Genomic DNA, 20,055 nt, shown 5'->3' on the forward strand with positions numbered 1-20,055 from the left:
TCTATTCCTGATTTTTTAATATTTCTATATATTAGATAACTCTTCAGCCATACTTTTTGATGATTTATCAATAATCATTTTAGCTAAAGCGATATTTCCATCATCTCTAAAAATACAAAAAATATTTATTTTAGAATAATCATCTTTTCCATGTTCCCCTGCACTTTTCATTAAAAAAACATGCCCATCTTGTGTTTTTGCTTCAATAGAAGAAGCTTCACTAAAACCTACATCTAAAGATGATTCACTAATCATACGAAAAGAGTCATTGAAGATTGCAGAAGAGTAACCTATATCAGTCCCAGTACTATCATTTTCTATATATAGAGTTTCCCCTGAGTAATTTAAAACAGCTGAACCTAGGTAACCATGTACACTACGAAGCTTTTCCATTTTTTTTGCAAAGTCTATCATTCATATTTCCTTTTATTATTTATTTATTTCAATCATTAGATTATTAAAAGAGTCACAATCAGTCACTCCCTTTTCAGCTAAAAAAGTATTTAACATATTTTCTGATGATTCAACTCCATCACTCTGCTGAATCGCTAGAAGATCTGCATACAAAGAGCTTATTGTCTTTTTTGCGGAATCTGTAATACATTTACGAGTTGACAGGTAGTTTCTAAATGAACCATCAGGATTTTTTGCCACTCTTACTGTAGCAAGCACCCAATAAAAACTTCCATTTTTGCATAAATTTTTAACATATGCCACTACATCTCTACCCTCTTTTAGGTTGTCCCATAGGTATTTAAAAATAACTTTAGGCATGTCTGGATGGCGTAGCATTGAATGTGGCTCTTCTATTAATTTACCTTGTGAATAACCTGATATTTTTATAAATATAGGATTTACATAAGTTATATTTCCCTCAGCATCTGACTTAGAAACGATAAGATCAGCACTTCCGACGATATTCTCTACACTAGTTGGTTCTGGTTTTGACATTTTGTTCTCCTTTAATTTTAATAAATTATCTAACTTGATTTATACAAGGCTTCTCTTATATCTTCTTTTTTAAATGGTTTAGTTGCAAACGCATCAAAAAGTTTTGTATCTTCTTCATCTTTTAATATATCTCCAGAAATTGAAACTGCATATATTGGTTTTATTTGTTTTTCATTCTCATACTGACGAAATTTTTTTATAACCTCAAGTCCACTCATACTAGGCATTTGATTATCTAAGTATACTAAAGAAAACCCATTTTCGCTCTTTTGAGCATTAATTAACAAATTTAATGCCTCTTCGCCATCTCCTGTAACACTAGTCTTACAAAACTCACCATCAAGCAAAGTCTTAATTAATGAAACATTAATTTTATCATCATCAACAATAAGCACTTTTGGTGCTTCTTTTATATTTATAAACGCATAAAGTTCATTTACGCAAGAGGTATACTGCGACATGATTTCACAGCTATGATAAAAATCATCTTTAGTACTTGAAAATAGTGACTCCTCTACTATCAAGCACTTAATATTATTAGCTACTGCATCTGTAACAACAGAAGCATTTGTTTTATTTTGAAATATGATTAAGTGAGTTATATCATCTTTATAGTCAGAAGGAGATGCCACAGCCATTATTTGTTTTTTATCTAAACCAATTCTAGTAAGATGTCTTGCTATATTATTTGCACTAAGCTTATTCGATGTATCCATTAAAATAGCAATTTTTATATCTTTATTGCTTATCAATTTAAACGAGGCTGTATCATCAACACTCTCTACTGGTATATTAAAAGAAAAATCACTACCTTTATCTATCTCACTCTCTAACCTAAAAAATCCACCTAGATCTTTTACATAACTAGAAGATATGGCTAAACCAAGACCTGTTCCCCCCATAGTTTAAAACTGTTGTGTCTTCAGCTTGCTTAAACGCTTCAAATATCTCTTTTTGTTTCTTTTTAGCGATACCTATCCCTGTATCTTTAATAGAGATACTCAGTTGTTTCTCTTTTTTCTTGTACTTCACGCTAAATTCCACAGAGTTACCAGTAATAGTAAACTTATATGCATTGTTAATGAGGTTCATTATGACGCGTTTTAGTTTTATGGGTTCTGTAATTATTTCTTTTGGCATCTGAGGATCAATGAAAACATTATAATCAAGTTTTTTAGAGTACATATTTGATGAAAACATTTCAGCAACACCAGAAAAAAATATAATTGAATCAACCTCTTCTTTTATAGACTCTTTCCTTTCCTTATGAGATGAAATTCTATCAAGCATAGAGCTTGTCAAGTCATTTATAAAGCTTGTGCTCTCTTTTGCATTTAAAAGATATTGCTTAAGTCGTGGGTCCTCAATCTGTTCTTCTAAAAGATCTAAAAAACCAAAAAGAGTATTTGCAGGTGTTCTTATATCATGAATAGTGTTAGCCATAAAAGCCAAAGTCTCATCAAAATTCTCTACATCTTCTTCCGACCCTTGTATCTTTGCATTAGGATGCATTTTGCAAATGGTATTAATAATATATGGCGATATAGCTTTTAATAATTCTAAATTATCTTCAGTGAAAATTTTTATCTTTTTTACTGAAGTATAGGCAGTAACCATACCTATTAATTTATCATTATTTATCAGAGGAAATATGATTTTTGACTTTATTTTAATTTCATCAGGATTATCAATTGATGCTACATAATTTTTTTCACTTGTAAGATAGTTATATATTCCTGGTTCTTTTGTCATAAAACACTTATACAATACACCGTGTTTTTTATTTATATAAAGTTCTTTAACACCGGAGTCTCTTTCTCTTAATAGCTGTGCATTCTTTTCATCATAAAACCATATGGAAGAAAATTCAGAGTCCATTAATGTAACCACTAGATTTTCAATAATTGCATTTATTTCTACATTATTACTAGCTATATCTATCTTTTTCGTAGCTTCAGATAACTGATTTTCAAGAACACTCATAGTTGAATAGTCTCATTATTATGAGAAAATTTTTCTAGGATATCACTTATTATATGTATATTCATATTTTTAATTACTCCCCAGGATGTAGTTGTCAGTTTCTTTTTGAACTCTTTTTTTCATTTAATTTAAATATTTATTATATCATATAGAACAACATACTGCCTAACAATATGCTTTAGTTCTTGAGCTGGTTTATATATCTTAAATTTCATTATTTTACATGACGTGCTTTCTTGTTGTAATTATAGCGTTATTTATATTTTTATCTATTAGTTATAAAACTTATTTACCTTACCGTTTATATCCGCACTTAGCATAGATGTCAAACAAAATAGATTTAAAGTACATCAATCAATATAACTTAAACTTCAAAAAATTTATATATATGGTTTAAATTAGTTTGTCTTATTATGTTATAATTTATATAATGATTCACTTATACAACAACACTATATCATCACAACAAATCAAAAAAGTTACTAGCTCATTAAAAGATTGTAGGACAATTAATATAAATAAATGCATGGGAGTTGAAGATGACTCTGTATATTTTGTAGAAATTGAAAAAATTGAAAAAACTCTTTTACTCAACATCAAAGAACTTCTCAAACATAAAAAGAAAAGCTTAATCTACTTTTTTATCAAGGATACTAATAGCTTAATGCTTTTTCAGTTAGCATCTTTACTTGAAGTTAAAAATATATTTACACCAAAAAATATTGCTTCACAAATATTAGTTAGTATTCAAAAAGATATAAAAGCACATCAAAGTATACAGCAAGAACATGAAATTGTTCAAACTATTATGCATGATTGTAATTTTATGATTTTTAATAATAAAAAACTTATTTTTGCTTCTTCCAAAATATATAATGATTTTAACTGTGTAGACTTAAAAGATGTTAACTCAAAAATTTGTTCACAATTTGACTTAGAAGCTCTACTAAAAAAAGATATTACTATTCAAAATATTTTTACTTTTGGAGTTAATCAAAAGATGTATAATGTAAAAAGCAGTACTTCAACTTTAAGTAAAAAAATATTTATCTATATAGAAAGTGTAGCTCAAGATACTTCTAACAAAATGATAGATATTGACTTTATAAAAAATCGAATCTTCTTCATTGAAACTTTAAAAGAAAAAGTTTTAGAGGTTAGCATCTCAGGTGTTAAGCTTGGTATTATAACTATTCATGTTGAAAATATTTCAAACTTAAAAAAAGATTGGAGTGAGTATGAGATAGAGATGGCTGTTCGGGACCTTCTCCTTCAAGTAGAATTGGAAAAAGAACCTCATACTATTTTAGCTCAATACGATAACGGGATTTATGTAACTATATTTGAAAATTTAGATTTTGAAGCACTAAAACAAAAAGCCTCAAAAATACAATCACATATAACAGAGTACACATATAAACAAAATATAAAACCACTTATTTGCTTGTATGCTTTTGATATTGCTAACTTAGAATTAAACAAAATATTACAAATTATTTCTGATATCTCAAAAGAAGAACTTTCACATAAAGATATAAAGACACAAAATATTCATAGAGTAATAAGTATAGATGAAACTATGGATGATAAAAAAATAATTGATATGCTTTTACAAACTACTTTTACAAATAAAACTACCATTAAATTAATGAATATTTACAAAGGATTATGCATAAATACTTCTTCTGTGATTGTGAAAAAAGTTAATCAAGAAATTTATGTCAAATACGAGCACCTACAAGGTACAGTTATGCATCTTGAAAAAGAAACTATCCTGCAATCATCAAATTTTCCAAAAGAAATAATCGCAGATGTAAAATATGTAGATTCTAAAAAGAGTATAGCTCAACTCAAAAATTTTAAATTTGTTCAAGGAAGTGCGAACTCTAGAGAATACTCTCGTGTTACATGTGCACTTAGAACGCCCATATCTATTACTCACGATAATGGTACTTTAAACGGAGAGATTTTAGATATATCTCTGAACTCTATAGCTATCAAAACAAGATTCAAAAAAAATATACACTCTTTAAAGATTAGTAAAATTATTTTAAACTTTACTCTTCCTATTAAAAATACAGAATTTGGTTCTATGCAACTATCATTAAAAGCGAAAGTAGTTTTTATTCTCTGTGATGATGAATTTTGTAAAATTGTCGTAAACCTATACGAAGACCTATCAAGTGAAGCTTTTTTAATGGAATATGTCTATGCAAGACAAAAAGAGATAATATTTGAGTTGAAAAAACATACAGCTATGCTAAAATAGCAACAATGAAAAAGTATAAAAAAATAGCGATTGTTCGCTTATCTGCACTTGGTGACATAATAAACAGTGCTGTTGTTTTACAATTTATACATAAAAAATTCCCAGACTCATATATAGAGTGGGTGACAGAAGAAGCTTTTGCACCTCTACTTAAAGAGCATCATCTTATCTCAAAAACTCATACGATTAATCTAAAAAAGATAAAAAAAGATAAAAACTTTTCACTTTTGAAAAAAAACATATCTTATCTTCGCTCTTTAGGAGAGTTTGATATTGTTATAGATATGCAAGGACTTTTAAAATCTGCCATAGTTTCAAGATTCATTAGTAAAAATACTCATGGTTTTGATAAAGAGTCCTCAAGAGAAGGTCTTAGTTCTCTGTTTTACAAAACAACTTCTAAAATTGCATACGAAGAAAACATCATAAAAAGAAACTGTTTTTTAACCTCAGATGCCTTAGGCTTTAAGCTTGATGATGAGATGATTTTAAATAAAGAAGCAATATTTAAAGTAGCAAAATCAAATTTTATAGATGTACAAAAAACAAATATTGTTTTTATTATTGGTGCATCTTGGGAATCAAAAAAATATCCTAAAGAAAAAATCATTGAACTTTGTAATGAGTTAAAAGAAAGTGCTATCATAGTTTGGGGAAATGAAAACGAAAAAAAAGATGCTGAGTTTATATGTAATCATTCATCTTACGCAACATTGGCTCCAAAATTATCATTGATAGAACTTTTATCCTTGATATCAAGCGTTAATCTTGTCATAGGAAATGATACAGGTCCAACTCACATGGCATGGGCACAAAATATTGCATCCATTACTCTTTTTGGTCCCACAACTACTAGAATGATTTATGAAACACAAATAAATATTGGGATAAAATCAAATTCCAAAGTTGATATTTTAAAAATAAACAAAAATGATTTTTCTATTAAAAGCATAGAAGTTGAAAAAATTGTTAAACGAGCTAAGGAGTTACTAAACTATGGGATTTAAAATTTTTTTACTATTAGAGAAATTTTTAATGATTTTACCGAAGAATTGGAGAAAAGGTTTTTTTACTTTTCTAGGATTTGTAGCTTACAAAGCATCTGCTAGATATAGAAAGGTCGCATATCAAAATCTTGATTTTGCATTTGATAACAAAAAAAGTGAAAAAGAAAAAGATGAGATAACTAAATATGCTTTTAAAAATTTAATATATAACTTTCTTCATGCTATGGAACTTCGACACATGAGTAAAGAAGATTTAAAAAAGAAAATCACTATACAAAATATTGGAGCAGTTGACAAAGTTCACAAAGAAGGACGAGCCGTTATCTATGTAACAACTCACTATAGTTCTTGGGAACTTGGAGGGGCTAGCATCGGAGCTTTTATAGAACCTCTAATTGCAGTTTATAAAAAAATGAAAAATCAAGAATATCAAGAGTGGTTGCTAGATGCTAGAGATTCTTTTGGTAATATATCAATGGAGAAAACAAATGTTGTTAAACCTCTTGTTAGAAACTTAAAAAAAGGGGTGGCTTGTGGTCTTTTAATAGATACAAACATAAACCCTAAAGAGGGTTTAATGGTAGAATTTATGGGAAAAAGCATTCGTCAAACTTCAACACCAGCTTATCTTGCAAGAAAATTTGATGCTGCTATTATTCCTGTAACCATAAGAACTGATGATGAGCAAAATTATACACTAATGCTTTTTGATGAAATACCTGTAGAAAAAACAGATGATATTCAAGTAGATATCCAAAAGGCTACACAACTTCAAGCTGATTGGTTAACAAATCTTATAAGTAATGAGCCAAAATTTTGGTTTTGGTTACATCGCAGATGGAAAAATGATCATCCAGAAATATATGAGAAATAGATAGTTTAACTCTATATTTCAAAATTATTATTTTCACACTCATGAGTTCTAGCCTCAAAAAGTTTTAAAATAGTCAAGAAAAATGCTGTAATTGCAGGTCCTAAAATCATGCCCCAAAAACCAAATGTTGCAAGTCCAGCGATAATAGCGAAGAAAATAATAATTTCATTTATTTTTGCATCATCTTCCTTTAGAAGTCTTTGATTAATACCTTTAATTATTAGAGGTTTTATAAAAGTATCTGCAATTATAGATATAACCACGATTGAGTAAGAAGCGATAAAAATCGCATTGCCATTGTTACCAACTGCAAACTCATAAATCATAAATGGTAACCACATCATAATACCGCCAATAACGGGAACAAGAGATGCAAAACCATACATAATTCCAAATAAAAGACCGTTGTAGCCTAGAAAAGATATAGCCACACCAAATAAAATTCCTTCAAACATCGCTGTTGCAATGATTGAGTAAAAAACAACACTCATTACAGATGCCAACTCTTTAGATAATAAGGTGGTTTCTTCTATAGACATATGGACAACACGTTTTAAAAATTTTACTATATTTTCACCATTATATTGAGCAAAAAAGTAAAAGATTATAATTAAAAAAGCATTCTTTAAAAAACCTGCACTAAAAGAACCTATTGTACCAGTTATTGAAAGAACATTTGTTGTGAAATTATTAATATCCATATCTTTTAAAGCATCTAGAGCATAAGGTTTTAAAAATAGTAAATACTCAGGAGGCGTTTCTATAAAAACCCTTACATAATCTTCCATTTTTAGATAAGTTTGCGTTTCAAGGGAGTTAAGGTGTAAAGTCAAAGTTGCTAAAAAATAACCCAAAGGAGCAAAAAATAAAACGGCTAACAATAAACTTGAAGCAAGTGCAGAAAAAAGTTTATTTTTAAAAATAGTCTCAAAATATGTTTGAATATTTGCCGTAGAAATTGCTAAAAGAGCAGCTATAGTAATAGCCAAAATAAAAGGAGCATAGAGTAAATACATCCAATAAAGCGAAGTGGCAAAAAGGATAGTTACAAAAAATTGTGGTTTCATTATTTTATCTCCTTTTCCAAGGAAGTATATTCCTTGAAAAATTCCTATCACTAAAGCTATGTCTATCGACAAGAGATGATTTTAAAATTAAAATTTTCAAATTAAGCTTCCTTGTAAGGTTGGAAATGGTTTATCTAAAATTTTATAAGTATTTTTTGTAGCCTTTCGCCCCTTTGCTGTTCGCTCTAGGTAACCGTTTGCTATCAAATAAGGTTCAAGTACATCTTCAACAGTGCCTTCATCTTCACTAAGAGCTGCTGCTATTGTGCTTAAACCCATTGCTTTTCCATCTGCTGATATTAAAAGATTTAAAAGTCTGATATCCATTTCATCAAAACCATGAGAGTTAATACCAAGTTCATCAAGAGCATATTTTGTTCGAGAATGATTAATATCTAACTCTTTAGCAACCTCAGCAAAATCTCTAACTCTACGCAAAAGACGAAGAGCAATACGAGGAGTACCACGACTTCTTTTCGCTATTTCAACAGATGCTTCATGGATTATTTCTCTCTCTAACTTTATTGAAGCCTGTACTATTATTTTTGATAACTCGTCAGAACTATAAAACTGCATCCTAAAACTCATGCCAAATCTATCTCTTAGTGGATTAGAAAGCATTCCTGCTCTTGTTGTCGCTCCAATAAGCGTAAAACGAGGTAGGTCTATTTTAACAGTTTGAGCCGCTGGTCCACTACCGATAATAATATCTATGCGAAAATCTTCCATAGAAGAGTATAAAATCTCTTCAACAGCAGGTGAAAGACGATGAATTTCATCTATAAAAAGTATATCACCCTCTTCCAAGTTTGTTAGTATAGCAGCTAAATCTCCACTTTTTTCAATCATTGGAGCAGCTGTAACTTTTATATTTGCATTCATTTCATTTGCAATAATAAGCGCTAAAGTAGTTTTTCCAAGTCCAGGAGGTCCATAAAAAAGGACATGGTCTAGTGCTTCGTCTCTTAGTTTACTTGCTTCTATAAAAACACCAAGATTTTTTTTAATCTGCTCTTGACCTATGTATTGGTTCCAAGCATCTGGTCTTAAAGTAGTCTCAGCACTCTCTTCCTCTGCACTAAAGGTTTCTATTTCTACTAATCTATCCATTAATAAGTATGTTCAACTTTTGGAAATTTTTTATTTTTAACTTCTGTTGAGTAATTTTCTACGGCTTCTCTAACTAAAGATGCACCATCTAAATATTTTTTTACAAACTTTGGAGTAAACTCTTCAAAAAGTCCAAGCATATCTGAAAAGACTAAAACTTGTCCATCTACATCAACACCAGCACCGATTCCAATAACAGGGATGCTTACACTAAGGGCAACTTCTTTTGCCACTTGGGCTTTAACACCTTCTATAACCATACAAAATGCACCTGCCGCTTCAACTGCTTTTGCATCTTTAATTAACTCAATTTTTTCTTCTTCTGTTTTACCTTTAACTTTGTAACCACCTTCACTTCTTACAGATTGAGGTAAAAGTCCGATATGCCCACAAACAGCGATGCCATTATCTACTAAATATTTTATTGTAGTAGCTCTATCTTGTCCACCTTCTATCTTTACACAGTCAGCATCTGTTTCTTGAAAAATACGCATAGAATTTTTTAGCGCGTCCTCTTTATTTGTGTAAGTTCCAAAAGGCATATCACATATCACAAAACTATTTTTAGCACCATTACAAACTGATTTAGTATGGTAAATCATCTGCTCCATTGTTGCACTAAGAGTATCTTTTCTTCCAGCAAAACTCATATTTAAGCTATCACCTACTAAAATCATGTCTGCACTAGATTCAAAAAGCTTTGCAAAAAGAGCATCATAAGCTGTTATCATCACTAAAGGTCTAACACCTTTACATTTTTGTATTGAATTTATAGTCATTTTTTTATTCATACAAGTATTTTAACTAAAAATTGCTATAATTTTAACAATATTGGAGAATTATTTAATGGGTATAAGAACTATTTTAGATGCTAATTTTGATTTTGAAATTGTTGATGAATTTTTCGATCATTATTCTATGATGATTGAAAGTATGGAAGTAATGATATTAGACCTCAATAAGCCGACTGAATATTCAAGAAGTATTGAAGAGCTTTTTCGTGTTTTTCATAATATAAAATCAGCTTCAGGCTATCTAAAAATGATACCTATTGCGAAACTAGCAGCCTTTGTAGAAGATGCTTTAGAAGAGCTTAGAACAACAGATGCTTTAGCAAATGATGACATTATCACTTGGCTACTTGAAATAAGCGATATGTTTGCTCAATGGCAAGATGATTTAAAACTTGATAACGATTTAACTCATATAAAATATTCTTTATTAAAGATACCAGAACTAACAAAATAACTTAAAAAGAAAAAACTTGAAAAAACTTGTAGCATATATAACTTCTGCTTACCCAGAAAAATCATTTAGCATAGACTTGGCTTTAGCACTTGGAGACAATGGCGTGGATACACTTGAACTTGGTGTTCCTTTCTCTGACCCTGTGGCAGATGGTCCACTTATAGAAAAAGCAAACCACAAAGCATTAGAACTTGGTTTTAAGTTTAAACATTTACTTGAAATTTCAGAAGTAGTAGCACCAAAAGTTGATACTCTTTGGATGGGATATTTTAACAGTTTTTATCAACAAGATATGGATAAACTTATTCCTCTTGCATCTAGACTTGGAGTAAATGGTCTCATAATTCCAGACTTACCACATGAAGAGGCACTCGCATACTCTAACTTATTTAAAAATAACAATATGAGTAACATTAGTTTTGTTGCTCCAACAGATAGTGAGCGCAGAATAAAAGAAGTTGTCAGTGACGCTCAAAAGTTCATTTATATGGTGGCATACACTGGTATAACTGGTTCAGGAAAAGCTGAAGATTTACAAGCATTTTTAAGCTCTATAAAAAAATATTCTAACACTCCTATTTATGTTGGCTTTGGTGTAAATGAAAAAACAGCAAAAGCAAAGGTAGCGGGAGCAGATGGAGTAATAGTTGGAAGTGCTTTTATAGATATTCTTTTAAAAAATTCTTTTAGTTACTCACAAAAAATCGTTAAATGTTGTGAATTATCTAAAATCATAAAAAGTGAGATTAATTAAAATCTTACTTTTTTGATTGCTCATAGGGAGATTTTAGCATCTGTGCTTCTTTTTTAAGATTGCTTAAAATTCCACTTAACCACTGGGCATAAGAATCTTTCATTAAGTTTTTCAATGTATTTTTTTGAGCATCTATCATCTTTTTTACACTAAGTTGAAAATCATCTTCGTTAAATGCTTGATCAACTTCTGTCATTGCTGCATCTACACCAACCCAAGTAACAGTTCCAGTGATAACTCCACAGACTAAAGCCCAAGGACCACTAGGAGAGCAGATGGTTAATCCACTAATGCTACCGCCTAAAAATGTTGTAGCTTTTGCAGCTCCTTTTGCTCCAAATTTTATAAGCATCTTAGACATTATACTTTTTGTGATTGCACCACTTATAAGTAGAGTACCTGTCGCACTTAAACCTTTTTTTGCTATATCTCTTGAAGATGCTTCAAAAATATTATTTAGATCTAGTTTAAGAGAATTCAATTCTGCTTTATGTTTTAGTTTTAAACTCTCTAAATCTTTATTTAGATTATTTTTAAAACTATTCATAGAGGCATTTATATTTTCATCTATAACCTTAGAAGCTTTTTTTAGCTTTGAAGAAAATGAATTTTGTTCAAACAAATAATGCTTTATTTTAGATGTAATTTCATCATTTAACATATTTTCATTACATCTTTTTAACTTCATCCCATTTGGCAAGTATGAGTTGTAAAAAGGTGCTAAATAACTATTTTTATATCCACAATATAAACTATAACCTTTTAAAACAATTCTACTATACTCTCCCTTTACAGAATAATAATAAGCTGATAAGCTTGGTATAGATGTGTAAACATCCTCAAAAACTCTATCTACTTCTTTATCAATAACTTCATTTATGTTATCTACTAAAACTTGCTCATTCTTGTTTAGATGCATATTTATTTTTGCTTCTACTTCTATATACATCTCTTTAACTTTGTTAATGTAGTGCTTTTCATAAAGATGATTTATACTCATGCTCATCACAAACAGAAAAAGTATAGTTACTATAAAACCGATAAGAAAGAAATTTTTATTTTTCTGTTTATCTTTTTTAATTACAGATGCAGGTATAGAAAAACTAAGTAATAGTTTTGAATAAGCCCAAACAAATAAACCTTGAGAAATAAAAAGATAAATAAGCCAAATAGCAATAGAAGATTTGTTTTCAAGCTCCTTTGTAGAGATGCTAATAAGTTTATACTCTATAAGTTCTTTATAGTGCAAAGATTGAGATAAGAAGTTAAGTATTTGACAACTAAATTCTTTTGTTTCATAAGTTGGAGTTGTAAAAAACTGATAAATAACAAATACTATAAGAAGAAAAAGAGCATTTATCCAAGTACTCCATCTTCTGGAAATACTATCTAAAAAATTTTCTTTTACTTTTAAGGAAAGAGTTTGTTTAACTCTAGCAAAGATAAACCAAACTACTAAAACATCTAAACCTAAAATCACTAACATAAAATCATCCATATATATGCTAACAACCAACAATACAACAGAAGAAAAAAATGCTATAAAAACTGATATGAAAAGTGTGAGCCATACGCTCTTAACAATGCTAAATAAGGAAGTGTCATGATGAAAAATAGTATCAGCGATAACATATTTTTTTATAATATGCATCTCTAAAAGTGCTAATGTCAAAAGTGTACTAAAACCTAAAATATAAAAAATGAAAACTAAACACGAAGAAGATGGACTAACAACTGTCCAAAGATATAAAAATAAAAATATAAATAGACTTTTTATCATTGCAAAGTTTAGCATAAATGACTACAAATTATGCTAGTATCCGAATTATATTTAAATTAGGATTTTTATGTCATTTACTTCACTTGGGCTATCAGCTCCACTACTTAAAGCTATTAAAGAACAAGGCTATGATAAACCAACACCAATTCAAGCTCAGTCAATACCAATTATTTTAAAAAGACAAGACATTTTAGCAGGTGCGCAAACTGGAACAGGTAAAACAGCTGGTTTTACTCTTCCTATGTTGGAGTTACTAAATCGTGCAAAACCTTCAAGAGATAAAAAAGCTCATCATGTTAAAGTGCTTATTTTAACTCCTACAAGAGAGTTAGCATCTCAAGTAGAAGAAAGCGTAAGAATTTATGGAAAACATCTTCCTTTTAAATCAACAGTAATATTTGGTGGTGTGAAAATAAATCCTCAAATTACTGCACTTCGTCGTGGAGTAGAAATAGTTGTTGCAACTCCTGGGCGTTTGCTTGATCATATATCTCAAAAAACTATTAACCTATCAAAAGTTGATTTTTTAATCCTTGATGAAGCAGACAGAATGTTAGACATGGGTTTTGTAAATGATATAAAAAAAGTCATAGCAGTTTTACCAAAAGAGCGACAAACTCTTCTTTTTTCTGCAACTTATTCAGATGAGATAAAAAAACTTTCTCAAAAATTCTTACGCTCCCCTGCACTTATAGAAGTAGCAAGAAGAAATACTTCAAGCGAAACAGTAAAACAAGCAGTTTATCCAGTAGATAAAGAACGCAAGCGTGAACTTTTAACGCATCTTATAAACAAAGGAAAATGGACACAAGTCTTAGTTTTTACTAGAACTAAACACGGTGCGAATCGTTTAAGTGGGCAGTTAGAAAAAGATTCAATTAGCTCAGTTGCAATTCATGGAAACAAAAGCCAAAATGCAAGAACAAAAGCTCTAGCAGACTTTAAAGCTGGCAAAATTAGAGTTCTTGTGGCAACAGATATAGCAGCAAGAGGAATAGATATAGACCAGCTTCCGCATGTTGTAAACTATGAACTCCCAAATGTAAGTGAAGACTATGTACATCGCATAGGACGAACTGGTCGTGCTGGTCATGAAGGTGAAGCGGTTTCACTTGTTTGTGTAGATGAAAATGAATTTTTAGAAAATATAGAAAAACTTATAAATAAAGACATTCCAAAAATCTGGGAAAAAGGTTTTAAGCCAGACCCTTCCATAAAAGCAGAACCTATTAACATGGGTGGAAATCGTGGAGCAAGAAATAAACCTCGCGGTGGAAATGGCGGAAATAGAAACGGCGGAAGAAACTCTAACTCTTCACGAAACTCAAATCGTTCAAGAAGTAGATAAATCTTTCCGACTCATAGAATTTAGCTATATATCCTTGACCCTTAACGGCTCTGCCTTTTACAACTACACCGTTTTGTTTTAAATGCGAGTAAAGGGTTCCATCATATTATCCTCATCGTACACTCATCCCCTCATCCAAATACTTTATCAAAGGATAAATGAAGAACTCAATAACACGCCGTTTTCCAACTTTGAGTTCTGCTGTTACACTCATTCCTGAATTTAAATATACTTTTTCGCCCTTAACTACAAGAAATTCTTTTTTTGGTTCTAAGTAAATTTCATATACTGGTCCTAGTTTTTCATCATCTATAGAATCATCTGAGACATGGCTAACTATGGCAGGAATAAGCCCATACTTTTGAAAGTTAAATGTATCCACCTTAATAGCGGCATCCATTCCTTTTTTTATAAACCCTATATCTTGATTAAGTACAGTTGCTTTAATCACTAAGGGGACATTACTTGGAACAATATAAATTAATTTTTCTGCTGGTGTAACTACACCACCAATAGTATGAACCATAAGTTTAGAAACATAACCATCAACAGGAGAAGTAATTCTTTGTTTTGCTTTTCTAAACTCTATTGAGTCTATTTCAACTTTAAGTAGGGTAGCCTCTTTGCGTTTTTGAGTAAGTTCTTCAAGTAGTTTGTTTTGGTAATCTTGAGTTATTAAAATTTTCTGTTCAGTCAATCCATTTAGTTTTTCATTAAGTTGAATAACATCATGGTCTTTCATTCTAACCTGTTTTTCGTATTCTATAACTTCTTTATGTATATCGTCATATTCACTTCTTGCAATAATATCTATCACTTCTTGTAAGCGTGCTTCTTGATTTTTAACATTTTCTAAATGCTGCATTAAACGACTTTTATCAGTATATACTGATTCTATTTGTTGCTGTATTTGTAAAATCTGTTTTTCAATCAACAAATGTTGTTGTTCATATCCTAGTTTACTTGTCTTATAAATAAGTACTTGAGTTGCAAGAACAGCTGAATCTTTACACATTAAAGGAGGAATAAATATTTTATTCTCAATAAGAGCCATTAATCGTGTTGTCTCTATTTCTAATAACTCTAGATTTTTTTCTTTAGACTTTAAATTTGTCTCAGCTACTGATGGGTCTATTTCAACTAAAACCTGTCCTTTATGAACTAACTCTCCCTCCTTTACCAAAAGCTTACTTATCACACCTGTTTCTATTGGCTGAAGTACTTTAATCTCGCCAAGAGGAATTATTTTTCCTCTAGCACTTACAACAACATCTATCTTGGCTAAAAAGAGCCATAAACTACTTAAAACCATAAAAACTATAATAGTCCAAAGCAATGTACGACCTAGTGGATTTAGTGGACGATCTTCTATCTCAACAAGTAATGGTTTAAACTCATGTTTATCTTTAGTGTGAAAAAGTCCCATATCTAATCCTGTTGTGTATAGAGCTTATGATAATAGCCCTTAAGATTTAGTAGTTCAAAGTGAGAACCCTGCTCAACTATCGTACCTTTGTCCATTACTACAATAACATCACAATCTTTTACAGTAGTAAGCCTATGTGCAACTATAAACATCGTTCTTCCATCTTTAATAGTGTTCATATTGTTTTGAATAATCTTTTCTGACTCATAATCAAGTGCTGAAGTTGCTTCATCAAATATCAAGATGCGAGGGTTAATAATAAGCGCTCTAGCAATAGAGACTCGTTGTCTCTGTCCACCTGAGAGGGAAGAACCTCTTTCCCCTACTTGAGTATCATAACCCTCTGGTAGTTCTGAAATAAACTCATGCGCTCCAGCCATATTAGCTACAGCTATTATCTGTTCCATTGGTGCATCTGGACGAGAAAGAGATATATTATCTTTGATAGTTCCACTAAAGAGGAAATTCTCTTGTAGCACTACCCCAATATTATTACGCAACCATTTAGGGTTCATATGTCTAATATCAACATTGTCTATATAGATAGTTCCGCTGTTTGGAATATATAGTCTTTGAATAAGTTTTGTAATAGTACTCTTACCACTACCACTTCTACCAACTAAACCAACACTCATGCCTTCTTTAAATTCAGCACTAACACCATTAATTACATTTGGCATCTCTGGAGAATATGAAAATCCAATATTATCAAATCTAACACTACCTTTAATATGAGGGAGAGTAATAGCTTTATCATTTTTTTGTTCTGTTGGAGTGTTAAGAATATCACCTATTCTATCAACTGAAAGTAATGTTTGTTGAAACTCATTCCAAAGATTTACTAAACGAAGGACAGGTCCACTAAACTGGTTAGCGAACATTTGAAAAGCTATTAGCTGTCCAACACTTAGTTTACCTTCAAGAACTAAGGATACACCAACATATAACATAGAGATGGTCATTAGTTTTTGTAGCATCCCTGAAAGTCCACCTAAGATATTAGACAGATTACTTAGATGGAAACTTGAGTTTACATACTTAGCTAAGTAGTCTTCCCATTTTCTCTGCATCGAACCTTCAAGTGCTAAAGACTTAACTGTTTGCACACCAGTAACGGACTCAACTAAATAAGCATTTGATTGAGCACCCATCTGAAACTTCTCTTCAAGACGCTTTCGAAGTTGTGGTGTAATAAAAAAGTAAATCAGTCCTATAACTGTTACAAAAGATACAACCAACATAGTTAACTTCACACTGTAAAGCAGCATTACCGCCACAAACACACCAGAAAACATTACATCTAAAATTACACTAATTGATTTATTTGCTATAAATTCTCTGATGGTATCTAACTCACGAACTCGAGCAATTATGTTTCCAACTTTTCGTTTTTCAAAGTAAGCGATTGGAAGAGCTAAAAGATGATGAAATAGTTTAGCACCAAGTTTAGCATCTATCTTTGATGTTGTGTGTACAAACATATAATTTCGGATAAGGTTAATAATAAAATCAAATATAGCAACTGCTACAAAAGCGATAGCAAGTACATTATACTACCCCAAGAAAATCAAACAACTATTTCTAAAGTTTAATTCTTAAAAGAGTAAAATTAAACAATAAAAATAGAAGGTAATCTTATGAGTCGAAAAAGAACAACATATACAGCAGAATTCAAGACAAAGTTAGTTTTAGAAGTTTTAAAAGAAGATAAGACACTAAATGAAATAGCAAGTGTAAATAATATCACACCAAAAAACTTACAAAATTGGAAGAAGATATTTTTGGAAAATGCAGAAGTTGCGATGGAACCTGCAAAAGTAATTAAAGAGTACAAAGAAGAGAATGTAAGATTACAAGCTAAACTTGATGAATATGCAAAGGTTGTAGGTCAACTAACAGTAGAGAAGGACTGGGCGGTGGGAAAGTTAAGCAGCTTGGACTCTAGCTATAAAAAGGAGTTGATTGATAGAGATGAAAATAAGGCATTATCAGTTGTAAAACAATGTAATCTTATTAACTATAACAGAAGTAATTTGTTCTATGCACCAATGGTAAATCTTGCTAAAAATGTAATTAAAAAACATATAGAAAAAGTATTTGAAGAGATACCAAGCTATGGCTATATGAAAGTGTATCATCAACTACTAGAGGATGGTTTTCGTGTCAGTCCCAACACAGTGCTGGCATACCGTAGAGAGTTAGGATTACAGGCTGTTTTAGCTGTAAGACCACTAAATACAAGCTGGGCGGACAAGCAACATCATAAATACTCTTACAAAATAAGAGGATTAGATATCGTAAGAGCAAACCAAGTATGGTCAACAGATATAACCTATATTAAAATTAAAGGTGGTATGGTCTATATGGCTGCCATAATTGATTGGTATTCTAAAGCAATATTATCTTGGCGAATATCCAACACAATGGATACAGATTTAGTCATGGGTGTACTAGATGAAGCACTCGCACTCTATGGTAAGCCTGAGATATTTAATACTGATCAAGGGTCACAATATACAAGCTGTATCCACACTCAAACATTAAAAGATAATGACATAATTATCTCTATGGATGGCAAAGGTAGAGCAACAGATAATATTTGTATTGAGAGGTTCTGGAGAAGTGCTAAAGTTGAAAAAATATACCTCAATGAATATGAGAGAGTATCAGTTCTCAAAAGTGATGTTAAGGATTATATAGAATTTTATAATCACAGAAGATTTCATGAGACATTGAAATATAAAAAACCTATGAATGTTTATTATGATAGTTTAAAAATCAATGATGAGAATTACACTAAATCTAGTGAAAATGTAGCATAGGGTAACAGGTATTTAGGGAATTAGATTTTTGAAAAAGTTGTCTTGACATATTGGGGTAGTATAGTCTTTATCTAAAGTATTATCTATACCTATTGTAAACTCTAATGCTCCACCTTCAGTTGCTGTTGCATCTCCTACATATATCTCTACATCTTTTTTAGTTGAGTCATCACTTCCATCATCAAAGTTCATACCCATACCATCACTGTTAAAGTTGAAGTTTTCAATAGTGATATATTCATGTGTAGCTTTTTCAGTTACTATCATATTTGAACCATCTAAAGCATAAAGAAAGTTAGCATCTTCATAGAGAGTATCACTACCTTCTACTTTAGTTTTTTTACCGCTTATAGATTTATCGTTAAACATTATGAGACCGTTTGAGTCTGCATCGTTTATGACATCTTTATCACTGACATGGTAAGTATCAAAGCCTGTTCCACCTAGAAGATAATCATGTGTTTTTTCACCATATAAGTTATCAGCATCTGAACCTGCCAATACATCATCACCTGCTTGACCTAAAAGAGTATCTGAACCACTACCGCCAAAGAGTGCATCATTATTCTCACCTCCTAGAAGTGTGTCATTACCGCTATTTCCATAAAGTATGTCATCTCCTGAACCACCCAGTAGAGTATCTATGTCTGCTCCGCCTGAGAGTGTGTCGTTTCCATTGCCCCCGTCTAGGTAGTCGTTGCCACCTGCTCCTAAAAGTGTGTCATGATCCTCTTCACCGTATAAAAAGTCGTTGTCTGCTCCTCCGTTTATGGTATCGTTGCCTGTTCCTCCGTAGATAACATCATTTCCGCCGTTACCATGTATGGTGTCATTTCCTCTTTCTCCGAAGATTAGGTCGTTTTTGGCTGTGCCCTGGAGGGTGTCATTTATATTTGCTTTACCGATACCTGATTTATATTCATCATTGACACTATTAACTCCAACAATCACTTCACCCTTTATAATAATACCTTCACCAAAATTATCAATAAGATAGTTTTTTGCATTTTCTATTTGAAGACCTATTTTATTTGTCCCATTATAGGCTGATGATTCTCCCTCTTCTTCTGCAATTTTTGCTTGATGAATCCTTGCCATTCTTATGATATCTTTAGAATTTTTTTCGTTAGATGTTGTATCATACAAGTTAAAAATATTTGATTCTTGTACTACTCTGTAATAATTTCCAGGTAATTCATCTCCATTTGAATAGTATCTTATTTGAAACCATGCTTCTGCACGATTCCCATCTTTTATAGCAGCTAATAAACTAGGTGCTCCTGCTGTTCCTAATCTATAGAGTTGAGACATAACAGCTGCTCTTTCTTTAGAATTTGGTAAAATAGATTTAGATATAGCTTTCTCTTCTTTATTATCTAATCTATATGACAATAAATCTTCAGCTTTTGTTTCAGT

Annotated in this window: 17 protein-coding genes and 1 pseudogene; 7 read left to right on the forward strand and 11 right to left on the reverse strand. The window is 31.0% G+C overall.

Annotated features, from left to right (window positions below; all coding sequences use genetic code 11):
* Window positions 1–24: 24 nt before the first annotated feature.
* The 4 genes from MOV42_RS11230 to MOV42_RS11245 are packed head-to-tail and all read right to left on the reverse strand — an operon-like array spanning window position 25 to window position 2,934.
* Complete coding sequence (locus tag MOV42_RS11230) at window positions 25–414, reverse strand: hypothetical protein (RefSeq protein ID WP_324171270.1); 390 nt, start codon at window positions 412–414, stop codon at window positions 25–27.
* 15 nt (window positions 415–429) lie between these two features.
* Window positions 430–951 carry a PAS domain-containing protein gene (locus tag MOV42_RS11235; protein ID WP_324171271.1) on the reverse strand — a complete coding sequence of 174 codons (522 nt, stop codon included), beginning with the start codon at window positions 949–951 and terminating at the stop codon, window positions 430–432.
* Window positions 952–980: 29 nt separating this feature from the next.
* Window positions 981–1,853 (reverse strand): response regulator, encoded by an 873-nt coding sequence (locus MOV42_RS11240; RefSeq protein WP_324171272.1) that lies wholly within the window; start codon window positions 1,851–1,853, stop codon window positions 981–983.
* The gene (locus MOV42_RS11245) at window positions 1,816–2,934 is read right to left on the reverse strand and encodes a GAF domain-containing sensor histidine kinase (RefSeq protein WP_324171273.1); all 1,119 of its coding nucleotides are present in this window, start codon (window positions 2,932–2,934) and stop codon (window positions 1,816–1,818) included. Before MOV42_RS11245 ends, MOV42_RS11240 begins: the two co-directional genes overlap by 38 nt.
* Before the next feature lie 430 nt (window positions 2,935–3,364).
* On the opposite strand from MOV42_RS11245, the gene MOV42_RS11250 reads away from it, so the two are divergent.
* Genes MOV42_RS11250 through MOV42_RS11260 form a run of 3 tightly spaced genes read left to right on the forward strand, consistent with a single transcriptional unit; the run spans window position 3,365 to window position 7,084 of the window.
* Window positions 3,365–5,203 (forward strand): PilZ domain-containing protein, encoded by a 1,839-nt coding sequence (locus tag MOV42_RS11250; protein WP_324171274.1) that lies wholly within the window; start codon window positions 3,365–3,367, stop codon window positions 5,201–5,203.
* 5 nt (window positions 5,204–5,208) lie between these two features.
* The gene (waaC, locus tag MOV42_RS11255) at window positions 5,209–6,210 is read left to right on the forward strand and encodes a lipopolysaccharide heptosyltransferase I (RefSeq protein WP_324171275.1); all 1,002 of its coding nucleotides are present in this window, start codon (window positions 5,209–5,211) and stop codon (window positions 6,208–6,210) included.
* Entirely contained in the window at window positions 6,200–7,084 is an 885-nt protein-coding gene (locus MOV42_RS11260) for a lipid A biosynthesis lauroyl acyltransferase (RefSeq protein WP_324171276.1), read from the forward strand. Before waaC ends, MOV42_RS11260 begins: the two co-directional genes overlap by 11 nt.
* A gap of 11 nt (window positions 7,085–7,095) precedes the next feature.
* On the opposite strand, the gene MOV42_RS11265 is transcribed toward MOV42_RS11260, so the two are convergent.
* The 3 genes from MOV42_RS11265 to panB form a co-directional block, all read right to left on the reverse strand.
* The gene (locus tag MOV42_RS11265; protein WP_324171277.1) at window positions 7,096–8,151 is read right to left on the reverse strand and encodes an AI-2E family transporter; all 1,056 of its coding nucleotides are present in this window, start codon (window positions 8,149–8,151) and stop codon (window positions 7,096–7,098) included.
* Window positions 8,152–8,247: 96 nt separating this feature from the next.
* Complete coding sequence (ruvB, locus tag MOV42_RS11270) at window positions 8,248–9,261, reverse strand: Holliday junction branch migration DNA helicase RuvB (protein ID WP_324171278.1); 1,014 nt, start codon at window positions 9,259–9,261, stop codon at window positions 8,248–8,250.
* On the reverse strand, window positions 9,261–10,052 hold the full coding sequence (panB, locus tag MOV42_RS11275; RefSeq protein WP_324171279.1) for a 3-methyl-2-oxobutanoate hydroxymethyltransferase: 792 nt from the start codon (window positions 10,050–10,052) through the stop codon (window positions 9,261–9,263). Before panB ends, ruvB begins: the two co-directional genes overlap by 1 nt.
* Before the next feature lie 55 nt (window positions 10,053–10,107).
* On the opposite strand from panB, the gene MOV42_RS11280 reads away from it, so the two are divergent.
* Together MOV42_RS11280 and trpA are read left to right on the forward strand one after the other, a co-directional pair.
* Window positions 10,108–10,509, forward strand: a complete 402-nt coding sequence (locus MOV42_RS11280) for an Hpt domain-containing protein (RefSeq protein ID WP_324171280.1) — start codon at window positions 10,108–10,110, stop codon at window positions 10,507–10,509.
* Window positions 10,510–10,519: 10 nt separating this feature from the next.
* Window positions 10,520–11,263, forward strand: a pseudogene (gene trpA / locus MOV42_RS11285) (tryptophan synthase subunit alpha); the annotation flags it as partial.
* 4 nt (window positions 11,264–11,267) lie between these two features.
* Here trpA and MOV42_RS11290 read toward each other — a convergent pair.
* Complete coding sequence (locus tag MOV42_RS11290; RefSeq protein ID WP_324171281.1) at window positions 11,268–12,935, reverse strand: hypothetical protein; 1,668 nt, start codon at window positions 12,933–12,935, stop codon at window positions 11,268–11,270.
* Window positions 12,936–13,110: 175 nt separating this feature from the next.
* Between MOV42_RS11290 and MOV42_RS11295 the strand changes: the two genes are divergently transcribed.
* Window positions 13,111–14,391, forward strand: coding sequence for a DEAD/DEAH box helicase (locus MOV42_RS11295; protein WP_324171282.1), 1,281 nt, complete (start codon window positions 13,111–13,113; stop codon window positions 14,389–14,391).
* A gap of 112 nt (window positions 14,392–14,503) precedes the next feature.
* On the opposite strand, the gene MOV42_RS11300 is transcribed toward MOV42_RS11295, so the two are convergent.
* Window positions 14,504–15,817 (reverse strand): HlyD family type I secretion periplasmic adaptor subunit, encoded by a 1,314-nt coding sequence (locus MOV42_RS11300; RefSeq protein ID WP_324171283.1) that lies wholly within the window; start codon window positions 15,815–15,817, stop codon window positions 14,504–14,506.
* 2 nt (window positions 15,818–15,819) lie between these two features.
* Entirely contained in the window at window positions 15,820–17,355 is a 1,536-nt protein-coding gene (locus MOV42_RS11305; protein ID WP_324173026.1) for a type I secretion system permease/ATPase, read from the reverse strand.
* 99 nt (window positions 17,356–17,454) lie between these two features.
* Between MOV42_RS11305 and MOV42_RS11310 the strand changes: the two genes are divergently transcribed.
* Window positions 17,455–18,639, forward strand: a complete 1,185-nt coding sequence (locus MOV42_RS11310; protein WP_324171284.1) for an IS3 family transposase — start codon at window positions 17,455–17,457, stop codon at window positions 18,637–18,639.
* 12 nt (window positions 18,640–18,651) lie between these two features.
* Here MOV42_RS11310 and MOV42_RS11315 read toward each other — a convergent pair whose 3' ends face one another.
* Complete coding sequence (locus tag MOV42_RS11315) at window positions 18,652–20,031, reverse strand: calcium-binding protein (RefSeq protein WP_324171285.1); 1,380 nt, start codon at window positions 20,029–20,031, stop codon at window positions 18,652–18,654.
* Window positions 20,032–20,055 lie beyond the last annotated feature (24 nt).

Origin of the sequence: Sulfurimonas sp. (genome assembly GCF_029027405.1) — a bacterium.
GTDB lineage: Bacteria > Campylobacterota > Campylobacteria > Campylobacterales > Sulfurimonadaceae > Sulfurimonas.

Excerpts from the sequence above, each read along its gene's own strand:
- MOV42_RS11230 (WP_324171270.1), bottom strand. The coding sequence starts at position 414 with ATGATAGACTTTGCAAAAAAAATGGAAAAGCTTCGTAGTGTACATGGT.
- MOV42_RS11235 (WP_324171271.1), bottom strand. The coding sequence starts at position 951 with ATGTCAAAACCAGAACCAACTAGTGTAGAGAATATCGTCGGAAGTGCT.
- MOV42_RS11240 (WP_324171272.1), bottom strand. The coding sequence starts at position 1,853 with ATGGGGGGAACAGGTCTTGGTTTAGCCATATCTTCTAGTTATGTAAAA.
- MOV42_RS11245 (WP_324171273.1), bottom strand. The coding sequence starts at position 2,934 with ATGAGTGTTCTTGAAAATCAGTTATCTGAAGCTACGAAAAAGATAGAT.
- MOV42_RS11250 (WP_324171274.1), top strand. The coding sequence starts at position 3,365 with ATGATTCACTTATACAACAACACTATATCATCACAACAAATCAAAAAA.
- waaC (WP_324171275.1), top strand. The coding sequence starts at position 5,209 with ATGAAAAAGTATAAAAAAATAGCGATTGTTCGCTTATCTGCACTTGGT.
- MOV42_RS11260 (WP_324171276.1), top strand. The coding sequence starts at position 6,200 with ATGGGATTTAAAATTTTTTTACTATTAGAGAAATTTTTAATGATTTTA.
- MOV42_RS11265 (WP_324171277.1), bottom strand. The coding sequence starts at position 8,151 with ATGAAACCACAATTTTTTGTAACTATCCTTTTTGCCACTTCGCTTTAT.
- ruvB (WP_324171278.1), bottom strand. The coding sequence starts at position 9,261 with ATGGATAGATTAGTAGAAATAGAAACCTTTAGTGCAGAGGAAGAGAGT.
- panB (WP_324171279.1), bottom strand. The coding sequence starts at position 10,052 with ATGAATAAAAAAATGACTATAAATTCAATACAAAAATGTAAAGGTGTT.
- MOV42_RS11280 (WP_324171280.1), top strand. The coding sequence starts at position 10,108 with ATGGGTATAAGAACTATTTTAGATGCTAATTTTGATTTTGAAATTGTT.
- MOV42_RS11295 (WP_324171282.1), top strand. The coding sequence starts at position 13,111 with ATGTCATTTACTTCACTTGGGCTATCAGCTCCACTACTTAAAGCTATT.
- MOV42_RS11300 (WP_324171283.1), bottom strand. The coding sequence starts at position 15,817 with ATGGGACTTTTTCACACTAAAGATAAACATGAGTTTAAACCATTACTT.
- MOV42_RS11310 (WP_324171284.1), top strand. The coding sequence starts at position 17,455 with ATGAGTCGAAAAAGAACAACATATACAGCAGAATTCAAGACAAAGTTA.